The organism is Methanophagales archaeon, from assembly GCA_021159465.1.
In the GTDB taxonomy this organism is placed as follows: Archaea; Halobacteriota; Syntropharchaeia; order Alkanophagales; family Methanospirareceae; genus G60ANME1.
In genome coordinates this window covers 1-11,262 of the sequence record JAGGRR010000175.1, presented here as the reverse complement: position 1 = coordinate 11,262, position 11,262 = coordinate 1, and the positions used below count along the sequence as shown (strand labels likewise).

General features: G+C 38.2%; 15 protein-coding genes. All 15 read right to left on the bottom strand.

What is annotated here, in order from left to right:
• The coding region (locus tag J7J01_07790; protein ID MCD6210771.1) for a glycosyltransferase family 39 protein at window positions 1-830 on the bottom strand (830 nt) is incomplete at its 3' end.
• The gene (locus J7J01_07785) at window positions 808-2,100 is read right to left on the bottom strand and encodes an NAD(P)/FAD-dependent oxidoreductase (GenBank protein MCD6210770.1); all 1,293 of its coding nucleotides are present in this window, start codon (window positions 2,098-2,100) and stop codon (window positions 808-810) included. The genes J7J01_07790 and J7J01_07785, both read right to left, overlap by 23 nt.
• Window positions 2,101-2,460: 360 nt before the next feature.
• Window positions 2,461-2,625, bottom strand: a complete 165-nt coding sequence (locus J7J01_07780) for a hypothetical protein (GenBank protein ID MCD6210769.1) — start codon at window positions 2,623-2,625, stop codon at window positions 2,461-2,463.
• Window positions 2,626-2,658: 33 nt separating this feature from the next.
• The gene (locus J7J01_07775) at window positions 2,659-2,886 is read right to left on the bottom strand and encodes a class I SAM-dependent methyltransferase (protein ID MCD6210768.1); all 228 of its coding nucleotides are present in this window, start codon (window positions 2,884-2,886) and stop codon (window positions 2,659-2,661) included.
• 66 nt (window positions 2,887-2,952) lie between these two features.
• Window positions 2,953-3,858 carry a glycosyltransferase family 4 protein gene (locus J7J01_07770; protein MCD6210767.1) on the bottom strand — a complete coding sequence of 302 codons (906 nt, stop codon included), beginning with the start codon at window positions 3,856-3,858 and terminating at the stop codon, window positions 2,953-2,955.
• Between the two features lie 33 nt (window positions 3,859-3,891).
• Complete coding sequence (locus J7J01_07765) at window positions 3,892-4,116, bottom strand: hypothetical protein (GenBank protein ID MCD6210766.1); 225 nt, start codon at window positions 4,114-4,116, stop codon at window positions 3,892-3,894.
• Window positions 4,117-4,142: 26 nt separating this feature from the next.
• Complete coding sequence (locus J7J01_07760) at window positions 4,143-4,295, bottom strand: hypothetical protein (GenBank protein ID MCD6210765.1); 153 nt, start codon at window positions 4,293-4,295, stop codon at window positions 4,143-4,145.
• Between the two features lies 1 nt (window position 4,296).
• Window positions 4,297-5,028, bottom strand: a complete 732-nt coding sequence (locus J7J01_07755) for a hypothetical protein (GenBank protein ID MCD6210764.1) — start codon at window positions 5,026-5,028, stop codon at window positions 4,297-4,299.
• Between the two features lie 143 nt (window positions 5,029-5,171).
• Window positions 5,172-5,624: a class I SAM-dependent methyltransferase gene (locus tag J7J01_07750; protein ID MCD6210763.1), complete on the bottom strand. Its 453-nt coding sequence runs from the start codon at window positions 5,622-5,624 to the stop codon at window positions 5,172-5,174.
• A complete protein-coding gene (locus J7J01_07745; protein ID MCD6210762.1) occupies window positions 5,596-5,781 on the bottom strand; it encodes a class I SAM-dependent methyltransferase in 186 nt (61 codons plus the stop codon). Before J7J01_07745 ends, J7J01_07750 begins: the two co-directional genes overlap by 29 nt.
• Window positions 5,782-5,894: 113 nt before the next feature.
• Complete coding sequence (locus tag J7J01_07740) at window positions 5,895-7,049, bottom strand: hypothetical protein (protein MCD6210761.1); 1,155 nt, start codon at window positions 7,047-7,049, stop codon at window positions 5,895-5,897.
• Entirely contained in the window at window positions 7,046-8,113 is a 1,068-nt protein-coding gene (wecB, locus tag J7J01_07735; GenBank protein ID MCD6210760.1) for a UDP-N-acetylglucosamine 2-epimerase (non-hydrolyzing), read from the bottom strand. The genes J7J01_07740 and wecB overlap by 4 nt, the downstream gene beginning before the upstream one ends.
• A gap of 7 nt (window positions 8,114-8,120) precedes the next feature.
• A complete protein-coding gene (locus J7J01_07730) occupies window positions 8,121-9,416 on the bottom strand; it encodes a nucleotide sugar dehydrogenase (protein MCD6210759.1) in 1,296 nt (431 codons plus the stop codon).
• Window positions 9,413-9,703 (bottom strand): TIGR04076 family protein, encoded by a 291-nt coding sequence (locus J7J01_07725; GenBank protein ID MCD6210758.1) that lies wholly within the window; start codon window positions 9,701-9,703, stop codon window positions 9,413-9,415. The genes J7J01_07730 and J7J01_07725 overlap by 4 nt, the downstream gene beginning before the upstream one ends.
• Complete coding sequence (locus J7J01_07720; protein MCD6210757.1) at window positions 9,700-10,818, bottom strand: glycosyltransferase family 4 protein; 1,119 nt, start codon at window positions 10,816-10,818, stop codon at window positions 9,700-9,702. Before J7J01_07720 ends, J7J01_07725 begins: the two co-directional genes overlap by 4 nt.
• Window positions 10,819-11,262 lie beyond the last annotated feature (444 nt).

Below are 11,262 nucleotides of genomic sequence, written 5' to 3'. Positions count from 1 at the left end.
AGCCCAAGAATATCTGAATGCTTAGACATAAATCCATTAAGAAGTACATCAATACCGTGATAATCAATTACTGTTAGCCACCAAGGAGAACTAACAACTGCTCCAATCAAAGCAACACTTGTAAATTTCTTTGCATCAAATATACCTCGCCCTTTCAAGAAGGAGAATACCACTAAAGATATGGCAAAGGCATATCCTCCCCCTGGGCTTCCTAACACAGCGATACCAAAAAGGAAACCAGTAATAAGTATATATTTTAGACTATCGGTAGAAAACATTTTGTGCATGAATATCATCCCAATAATAAAGATGAATACTCCAAAGCTTTCACACAAGCCTTCACCAGGAATTAGCTCTAAAAAGGCGGTAGGTAGTATAGCATATACAAGGGTACTAAATAGAATGAGCTTCCTTTCTTGGAATATTTCTTTTGCTAAAAAGTAGAATGCAATAACAGTAGCTACACTTATAAAAGTTGGTAGATAAATGTGAAGAATGAAAGTAGATAAAGGAGTGAATTTTGCTACAATGGCAATAAGGTAAAAAAGCAAAGGTGGATACGCAAAAGGTATCCCATTATCAGTGTAATATGGAATTGTTCGTGGATATGCGAAGTTATTTTTGAGGATAGTTTCAGAGAAATGATAATAGAGTCCACCACCGTTAAAAGGGAGTTCTGTGGGAAATCCCATTATAATGAGAGGTAAAAATCTTACAAAAAAACCTACTAAGAATATCAATATAACAACTAAAAGTCTTGACTCTTCTATAAATAGCTCTAACTTAGCCAATCTACTAACAACCCAACTACTGAGATTTTCTGTTTTCATGGGATTCACCCCCTAATATCTTTTCTGCACACTCCAATCCTGCTCTAATCGATCCGTTCATACTTCTTTCGGGATAATTTGGAGGGGAGAACATCCCCGCAAGATACAAACCCTTTATCTTCGTTTTATAAGGCAAAACCTTATTCTTAAAACCCGTTTCAAATATCGGTGCCGTGTCCATATCCCTCACCAATCTCCACCATTTTATCGCTCTCTCATCAAAACTTGGAAATAACTTTTTCAATCCGTTCAAATACATTTTTATCACTTCTTCTTCGCTCATTCTCCATAGCGGATCGTTCAAATCTTGGAAATAAGAAGTAATATAAATGAGGTGTTCTCCGTAGTTATTCGATGGAGCAAAGTTCGTGTGTTCAATTACAGCACCAAATGGAACATCTGCCTTTATATTCAGCCAGTATATGTCATCCATCAATCTTTCTTTTAGAGCGAAGAGCGCACAGGCAGTTCCCTGGTATTTTATCTCAGTTCTCATTGGCATATCAATCACTTCGTTTAAAGCCATTGGAGATATTGTAGATATAACATTATCACAGCCAATAAATTTATTATCAACTTCTATTCCTTTTACTTCATTATTTTTGGTAATTATCTTATTTACCGCCTTTTTATTTATTTCTCCACCCTTATCCGCTATTCCTTTTAAAATAGCCTCGATTAATGAATAAAACCCACCCCTCATGTATCCAAGTCGCTCTCCACTTAAAGACCGGTCTGACCTGATTTTAATGCGAGATAAAAGCCAAGATGCAGAGACATTATCTTTTTCGTCTCCAAATTTGCTTTTCAGTAACGGTTCAAAGAAATTATTATAAACAGACTTACCAGCAGTATTTAGAATCAAATCCTTTGCAGTAATATTATCTAAATCCTCTATGTTTTTTCTCTTCGAGCGTAAAACAAGTAATGCAAGTTTTACCTTGTCAAAAAGCGACAGATAGGGGTATTGCAATATTTCCTTTGGCGTGTTCAACGGATATATCTTTCCATTGATGTAATATCCCGTGGTGCCTTTTAACCATTCCAATTTGTTATTTAATCCCAGCTCATCGGTTAATTTCAAAATTGTTTCATCCGATCTGAATATGTGATGGTAATATTTCTCGATATGATAGTCGTTTACATGATAACTGGATGCTAATCCCCCTATGTTCTTGCTTTCAAAAATAGCTATATCTATCCCTCTCTTTGATAGTTCATATCCGGCACATAATCCTGATAAGCCCGCTCCTATGATTGCAGTCTTCATTTATATTCCTCCATTTAGTCCATACTGCTTTGTGTTTATATTTTTATACTGGTTTAAACTATGTGAACATCGTAACGCTATTCATAATATTTTCACCTATTAGCAGGAAGTTTGTCATCTACTTTTGAAGATTCCTTTTGACCTATTGCCAACAATAACCCCCCCATTTATCTAAAAAAGTAAGAGGCAAATATATCTGAAATCTATTGTTTAAAATGTTTAAAATGGTAGCTAACCAAGCAAACGAATAAGAAAACTGAAATCCCTTCATAACAACTACTTCCAGCCCCACTTCGCTAAAAAGTTCAAGCATCTCTTTTTCAGATAGAGGTCGCTGAAATCCATATCGCTTTATATTTTTTAATGATTTACTGCGTTTTGTGTTTCTTTTGTGCTGTATGGAACAACAATAATCACCTTTCCACCATTTTGGATTAAATCTTTGTGAGATTGTACCGCTGCTTTTAGCATATTTTTACCTTTGAAATGTTCAACAACACCACTGGAAAACGCTATATCTGCCACTTCTTTTTCTTCTATTTCTAAAATATTCTTCTTCTAAAATTCGATAGAATGTATGCCTTTAAATAGCTTTTTAGCCAAATCTAATGCTTTATCAGAAAAATCAACAAGGATTACTTTTTTGGCTCCTTGTTTATATGCCAGATATGATAAACGACCAGTTCCACAATCATGTTCAATTACTTCTTTGTTTGCAAAATTCACATATTTAAGAATTTCGTTAAAAATTCCTCGATTAGCATAATTTATCACAATATTTTTCACATTCTTCCAAGTGTTGTTCTACACGTCAGGTTGTGGTTTTTTATTCTTATTCACTTTTATCGCCTTTTAAGTCTTTGCGGTTCTCGTTCTTTCATAAAACTCCAGCATCTTCCTTGATTCCTTCTCCCAGTTATACCTTTCCCTCGCGAGCTTCAACGCATTCCTACTCATTATATTATATTTCTCCTCATCATTTAATATATTATTTATCACCCTTGCAATATCTTTCGGATCCTCCGGATCAAACGTTTCCCCAACACCCTCATTTTCTACTATCCTCCGCATATCAGGAAAATTGCTCACAGCAACCGGGAGCCCGCCCATCAGATATTCAAAGAGCTTGTTTGGTGCACAATAATAATGATTCAAACATGTATTTTGAATCGGATGCACACCCAAATCAGCAGACATCGTGTAATCCAATAGCTCTTTATAAGGAACCGCATCTATAAATTTAACCTTCTCCTCCAAATCTTCTTCTTTTACCTTTCTTATCAGTTCTCCTTTTAGATTCCCATCGCCTATCAGGACGACAACCGCATCATCCCCGTATCTCGCTGCGCTCACAAGATTCTCTAACCCCCTGCCACGTGAAATTATCCCCTGATACAGAACAATTCGTTTATCATCTTTGATATTCAGCAAATCTCTAATAATTGTTGTTTTTCTATATTCTTTGTAAGGAGCACAATTGAAAATAACCGTTGGTCTTTCGATTCCATACCGCTTAACCAATATATCTGCTATCGAGTCACTTACAACGATAATACCATCCACCCTTTTAATCAAGAAACGTTCAACACTCGTCATAATTCTTTTATAAACTTTTGGCAGCTCTTTGTCTCGCATGGATTCCACATACAACTCCCTTGAATCGTAGATAAGTTTAGACCTGTTAATTCTTGATACAAAATATGCTAACGGAAGCGTTTTCAAATCAAACGAATGATAAATATCAGGTTTCTGCTTCAATGCAGAAAACAGGAATTTTAAGAACTTTATTGGTCAGTTTTTACCATCAATCCGCGACACTTTGATACCATCTATAATCTCTCTACTTTTTGTCTTAGCATCTTTTATAGCAAGCACCGTAACGTCATATCCCGCATCTACGAGCGATTTTGCAATTCTGTACTTACTTCCATCTACAGAAAGGGAAAAATTGCTGAATGCAATCACACATACTTTGGTTATAATGCTATTTTCTATATCACAAGCTCCGTTATTCATATCTTAGTTCCCCCTCAATAAATATCTCACCACTCTCGATAACCTTCCCCCACATCGCTCATCGTCACAAACTCAGCGCCCTTCCTCGCAAGAAACTTCAATATCCCTCCAAATCGCCGCATATATATCCATGATACATCCACACCTTTAAATATTACGCGCTTCGAATGCCAGAACATCTCAAGTATATTCTTTATCAGAATGCTTTAAAACGGTATTTTTTAATTGCACCATATTTTGGTTCTTTGGGTCAAACCGATACTTCCATGGATTTACTTCTTCATACCTGGATACCGTAATGGGAATTTCCAACAGCTTTGTATTGCCTATTCTTGCGATATTATCATCGCTCACCCTGTACGGTCCGAACATCGGTGCACCTCTGAAATCGAAATACAATGCTCCTTTACCCCAGTATCTCTCTTCGTTTCTAACTGCTCTATCCCTTACCCTCTTTGATTTTATCGTGCTGACACCGGGCCACACGCTGCAATCAATCCTGAGTCCGGCATTCAATATAGACCGTATCCATTTTCCGCCCTTCCCTACATTATAGCCACCTGCTCGAATAGCGACTGGTCTGATACCTGTGAACTCTTCAATCATATCAACCTCACTTTTCAAAATCTCTGTGAGCTCCTTTTCGGTCAACAACGGTGTTGGTCTGTGAAGGTGCACCTGTATGTCATGATTTTTTATCATCAGGCTCATCAGCTCTACAATTTCCTTATGGTCAGCCCAAATCTCACTCAGCGGCACCATGAATGTTATCTTTGCACCGTATCTGTCTGCTATCTTAATTATCCTTTTGCATGGCGTTTCTATGTCCTCTTTATAGTGTAGATGGTGCATTACTCCATCCCGTACTTCTTTGCTGCTTTCTACGTCTATTGTTATCAGTATCTTCGTCATCTGGTTCTCCTGAAGACCTTTATGTTCAGATAAACATATCTAAGCATTCCAAACATTTTTAATAATTTCCCCACCACATCAAAGGTTCTGAACATTATGCTGCACTTCTTCTCTCCTCTTCTTCGCTCTTTACTTTCATCTACTCAACCCTCCTTATTTTCTGGTTTCGCAAAGAAGAAGACATAGCTTGAAAACTTCGGTAAGAACTCTCCAAGCTTTATCATTAGTGGAATAAATCTTTCCCTTTTAAGAAATGGAATATAGAAGAAGTAGCCAATCTGTTTCTCAATCCGAAATCCCGCAGACATTAAAATCTTTCTCAATTTTAGCGTGGTATATCGTTCTGTCTTCCAGTATGACCCATTCGAGGTGTGTATCCGAATCGTGCGATTAAGTATCTTCAACAATAATAACATTGGCCACAGTGATGGTGCATTTGCAGTACCGCACGTCAGAACCAGAACTCCTTCGGGTTTTAGCACACGCCGAATCTCTTTTAACGATACAATCGGGTCATCCAAATAATATATGGACTCCGAAAACTGAACTAAATCAAATACTTGATCCTTAAAAGGCAGCTTTTCTGCATCTCCCACAACAGCAGCGTCCATATACCGCTTTGCCTTCTTTCAATGCAATCTTTGATATATCAAGCCCATACACAGAGTTCTCTTCTGATATATATCTGCTCACCTCCCCTTTTCCACAACCGAGGTCCAATATCCGTATGTTTTTACTACCCGATTTTATCAATTCGGATAAGTATTCAACTCGTTTCCAGTACGCCGCGGTTCCGAAATCATCGAGCTACCAGCCACCTTCCCTGTAGTAATTATCAAAGAATTCACTCATCCTGGTCATTCTGTTTATCCCTCTTCACGCCTCTTTACCAGTTCCGAGAGTGCGTACAGCATCCACGCCTGCCCCCACCGCATATAAGGTATCTTTGACGTATACAAACGATATTTTCGGTAATAGAAGTATCCATCCGTTGATTGCATATTCTCTATCGTCCAGACCGCTACATTTTCTGCCATTTCCATCGCTTTCGGATATATTTCACTCAGGATGGATAAACATAAAATAGACTCTGCACATGCATGTATATCAATCGGATATATGATATTATGATGAAACTTCGGTATTTGGTCCTCAAATAGGTTCTCGATATAAAACCCAAGCCCTTTGTAAACACACCTCATTAGCTCCTCTTCCTTTGTGATTTTATATACACGGAAGAGGTTTCGCAAGATAAACCCGGTGTGATAATTATCAATTGCGCCACGTACTGTTTCGGGATATCCAAAATAGTACCATGATCCATCTTCGTTCTGCTCACTTATAGTATAATTCACCGCCTTTTTTGCCATTCTCTTGTATATCTCATCACCTTTTATATCCCCAATCCTGTACAAAATAGATGCACAGAACAGATTGGCATTATGCACATGAAAATTATCAACAGGTGTGTAACTGAAACATATTCTATTCCCATCAACTTCATCTATATTCAAATCGCGAAGTATAAACTCACAGCAACTTTTTGCAATTTCCAAATACTTCTCATCACTTAAGATCTCATAAGCATCCAGGAATGCATGTGCTGCTATTGAAGTAACGACACAAGATGGTGTACCTTTTGGAATAAATACACGGGATTGCCAGTCAAATGGATAACCCCAGCAGTAGCCCGAATATCCTTTACTCGGGTTCTCGATAAGCCAGTTCAAACAGAATACTGCCTTATCTTTATACTTCTCATCTCTAAATACTCCGTAAAGGTTAAGGTAACTATTTGCAAAAAGTGCCATTGCCTTCGGGTTAATCCCCTTCTGAATACGAAAAAGCCTTCTGAAGCCAAAAGGAAATATATCCAGAAGCATTTTCAATCCAAATGTGGTATATCTGTTCTTTTGAAATATCCTGAAAACTTTGATACTTAAAATATCATAAGGGTCATATCCTTCATAGCCATTTCTATCCACCCAGGAATCGAGCAGTGCTAACCCCTTCTTGATCATTTTATTATCCCCATAATCCTCTCCCCCGTTCTTCCATCTCCAAACGGATTTGCATCAGATAACCTCCTGTTCAGAATCTCATCGACACATCTCGTAATATTCTCAGACTCAGCTCCCGCCAGAACATTCTTACCCACCTCCACAGTCTCCGGTCTCTCTGTATTATCCCTCAAGGTTACACATGGCACATTTAATATACATGCCTCTTCCTGAACACCTCCAGAATCCGTTAATATCAATCTTGCATTCTTCTCCAGAATCAAAAAATCCAGATAACCAACCGGTTCAATGATCTCGGTACAATCCAGCATTGATCCTAATCCAAATCTATCAATCATTTTTCTTGTCCTCGGATGAATTGGAAATATCAATGGAATCTCGTATGTCTCTGATAACCGGTTAAAAGCAATTAATATCTCTTTTAATCTATCTTTGTCATCTACATTCTCCGCCCTGTGTAGCGTAATCAAAAAATAATCCAGCGCTTTCAAATTAAGCTCATTTAAAATGTTTGAACTCTTCATTGCTATTTCTAGGTTCTGACACGTAGCATCAACGACCGTGTTTCCAACAACATAGACACCATCAATTATTCCTTCTCTCAGCAAATTCTCCTTTGAAACTTCTGTAGGTGCGAACAAATAGTCGGAAACATGATCTGTTAAGACCCGATTTGTTTCCTCTGGCATTCTTCTATCATAACTTCTTAAGCCCGCTTCGACATGCCCTACTTTTATGTGCAATTTAGAGGCAGCCAACGCACCTGCAAGCACCGTATTTGTATCTCCTTCGACTAAAACGACATCGGGACGCTCTTTTATTAAAATCTTCTCTATTCCAATCAACATCTTTCCCGTTTCTTCTGCATGTGTCCCTGAACCTACTTCTAAATGATATTCTGGTTCGGGCAGTTCAAGCTCCTCAAAAAAGATCTTGTCTAATTTATAAGAGTAATGCTGTCCGGTATGCAAGATAAAATAGTCAATATCCTGTCTTTCGCATTCTCTTATTATCGGCGACATCTTTATGATCTCTGGACGTGTCCCCAGGATTATGGATATCATTTTAACTTTAACACCCTAAACACCCTAAAATCTTAACCTCGAAACCAGCCTCCTTCCATTTTTCACGGTCAAGGCAGTTTCTTGTGTCAAAAATTTTTCTGGTTCTCATCAACTTTCCTATCTCATCAGGCGATAGCGATTTGAACTCGCTATGGTCCGCTATGACAACGATGCAATCACTGTCCTGAACAGCATCTTCCAGGGGTAGGATCGGATATTCAAAATCTCCATCTTTTACATGTGGGTCATATATCTTCACTTTATATCCTTCCTTTTCTGCAAGTCGTATAAACTTTAATGCCGGTGTCTCCCTGGTATCACTTACATTGCCTTTATAAGCAACCCCAAATATAGTAATAGTAATGGTCAGATTTTCTTTTTTGAGTTTATTAAGCATATCTTTGAGAATATGCAAAACATATACAGGCATACCATCATTGATCTCCCTCGCAAGAGAGATTATACGACTTTTTGTGCTATCTTCAGTAAGGAACCAGGGGTCCACGGCGATACAATGCCCGCCAACACCAGGTCCTGGTTTTAAAATGTTCACACGAGGATGCTTATTTGCAAGCTCTATCGCTTCCCAAACGTCTATTCCCGCTTCCTCGGCTATCTGCGCAAATTCGTTCGCAAGTGCGATGTTTATATCTCGATATGTATTCTCCATGAGTTTGACCATCTCAGCGGTTCTGATGGACGTAACATAAACATTACCTGTTACAAAACTCTCATATAACTCTCTTGCCAGTTCTGATGACTTTTCATCTATTCCTCCTATTATACGGTCGTTATTCATCATCTCGTAAAGGGTATTTCCTGGTATCGCTCTCTCCGGACAATGAGCGACAAAAAAATCTTCCTTTGCTTTAAGTCCTACTTTTCCCGTATTACAATTCTCTTCTAAAATAGGAATTATACATTTTTCACATACCCCTGGTGGAACCGTTGACTCGATTATCACAAGATTTCCTTTCTCAAGTAATGAAGCGATGGATTTCGTGGCTTCTATCACATAACTCAAGTCTGCCATCCTGTTCTTTTTATCAAAGGGTGTTGGAACAGCAATGATAAAAACATCCGCCTTTTCTGGCGTTGTTGATGCTCTGAACCTGTGTGAATCAATCGCTTTAATTAAAAGCTCCTGTAAACCTTTCTCGTCAAATGGCATAACCTTTTGATTTACTTTTTCTATTATACTTCTTTTGATATCCACTCCAACGACTTCATAGCCACTAACTGCAAACAATAATGCTGTTGGCAGTCCAATGTAACCCAAACCTGCTACACAAATTTTTCTCATTCTGTCACCTCCATTTCAAATATAACAGTTCCGCCATTTGTATACGGCTCTCCTGGATCCATACACTGCACGTATGCTTTGTTTCCCGCTTTAGCAAGCCCAAGTTTGACGGGGTCTACTCCCTCTCTGATCGCCACTACATAATGAAGTAAGGGGACCAATGCATGTATACATATCTTATCTGTCCCATTTAAGATTATTTCCGGTCCTTCTATTACAATCTTCTCACCGCCTTTAAATACAACGCAGTTTCCTCTGATTTCTTTTACTCTTATTATTACTTTCATTTCAATCGCTCATAGACTCCAAGCAACTTCTCCTCCATCTTCCCCCAGTTATATCTCTCTTCCACTGCTCTTCTCCCGTTCTCGCCCATCCTCTTCGCTTCTTCTGGATGTTCCAGCAGATATAATATGGCATCGGCAATCTTCTCTGGATTGGTTGGGTCTATCAATATTCCACAATCTGCTTCTTTAACTATTTTAGATATATTCGGGAAGTTGCTCGCAATAACCGGAATTCCTGCTGCCATACAATCAAATAACTTATTTGGAATACCCATTATATTATTATAATATACCGGCTGAAGCAAAATCACACCAATTTTAGCCCGGCATAAATATTCGGGCACGGCATTATAGTCAACCCATCCTGTGTATTCAAAACGATCTGCCATATTATTTCTATTTAGATATTCCGTAGCGAAAGATAAATCATCTTCCGGTATTGTTCCAACAATGAGATATTTTATGTGCTTAATCTTCCTGGATACAATTAATAGAGATGCTAAAAAGATGTTTAAGCCCCTCTTTTCGATGTCAACTGCACCCTCATATACCACAATATCCTCGCGATTTACTTTTTTTAGTGGAAAAAACGAAAGATCTGGACATACATATATTATTTTTATATTTTTATTAACTTTCTTGAACGTTGTTTCCAGATCGCTTCGGACCACGATTATGTAATCTGCAAATCTGCTCAATGTTAACTCACTCTTGAAGCAGACCCTCTCTATAGCCCCTCGTATACTCTTTGGGAATATCTTATTGCTTGCGATTAAAGAAGCGTAATGTTCATGTGCATCATATACCAACTTCCTCCTTTTTAAAACTTTTAAAATTGCACTTACAAAGAGAGAACCTGGTTCGTGGCAGTGATAAACATCACAATCCTGCTTGAATCCCGCTTTGAATACTCGCCACATCGTTACCGGATGTAAAAGTTTGCTTTCAGGCTTTTTTACCGTGATAATTCTTATACCATCTACTTCTTTATCCGCCCTTTCTTCATCCGGCGCAACCAATACAACCTCATGCACCTTCGCGAGACTTTTCGCCTCTTTGTGGAATACCCGTGTATCAAACGGCTGATGCACCGTTGTAATTATGCAGACTTTCATGTAATATGTAATCACCTATTATCTATGATGTTTATGCATTAAAATCAGACATCATGCGTAAGCGCAACCATATACAAATACCCCCATGAAACCGATGGAATCCCTACCAACGTCGTAAATTGCTTTAACTTTTCTCTCAACATATCCAGATACATCTCGCACAAAGGTTCGCTATTATGCATCACCCCATGGTTTAGCAAATCACTAACTTTTTAAAAACGTCATCTTCTGAAATGTCAATTAAGTTAAAATTATAACCCCTTCCAAAATGTCACCATTCAGCAAGCCTTTGTAGGCTTCTTTTATCCTCGAAACCCAAAGAAATGGCAGTGCCAACCAAAACGACACCAAGAGAAGTGATTTTTGTCACAGAAGACAGAGTGAATCTAAAAGCCAACGGCTTTAAAGGGTGGTATTCTATGGCTAAAACAAGTTTATCTCCAA

Excerpts from the sequence above, each read along its gene's own strand:
- J7J01_07785 (MCD6210770.1), bottom strand. The coding sequence starts at position 2,100 with ATGAAGACTGCAATCATAGGAGCGGGCTTATCAGGATTATGTGCCGGA.
- J7J01_07765 (MCD6210766.1), bottom strand. The coding sequence starts at position 4,116 with ATGAATAACGGAGCTTGTGATATAGAAAATAGCATTATAACCAAAGTA.
- J7J01_07760 (MCD6210765.1), bottom strand. The coding sequence starts at position 4,295 with ATGTTCTGGCATTCGAAGCGCGTAATATTTAAAGGTGTGGATGTATCA.
- J7J01_07755 (MCD6210764.1), bottom strand. The coding sequence starts at position 5,028 with ATGACGAAGATACTGATAACAATAGACGTAGAAAGCAGCAAAGAAGTA.
- J7J01_07740 (MCD6210761.1), bottom strand. The coding sequence starts at position 7,049 with ATGATCAAGAAGGGGTTAGCACTGCTCGATTCCTGGGTGGATAGAAAT.
- wecB (MCD6210760.1), bottom strand. The coding sequence starts at position 8,113 with ATGATATCCATAATCCTGGGGACACGTCCAGAGATCATAAAGATGTCG.
- J7J01_07730 (MCD6210759.1), bottom strand. The coding sequence starts at position 9,416 with ATGAGAAAAATTTGTGTAGCAGGTTTGGGTTACATTGGACTGCCAACA.
- J7J01_07725 (MCD6210758.1), bottom strand. The coding sequence starts at position 9,703 with ATGAAAGTAATAATAAGAGTAAAAGAAATCAGAGGAAACTGCGTTGTA.
- J7J01_07720 (MCD6210757.1), bottom strand. The coding sequence starts at position 10,818 with ATGAAAGTCTGCATAATTACAACGGTGCATCAGCCGTTTGATACACGG.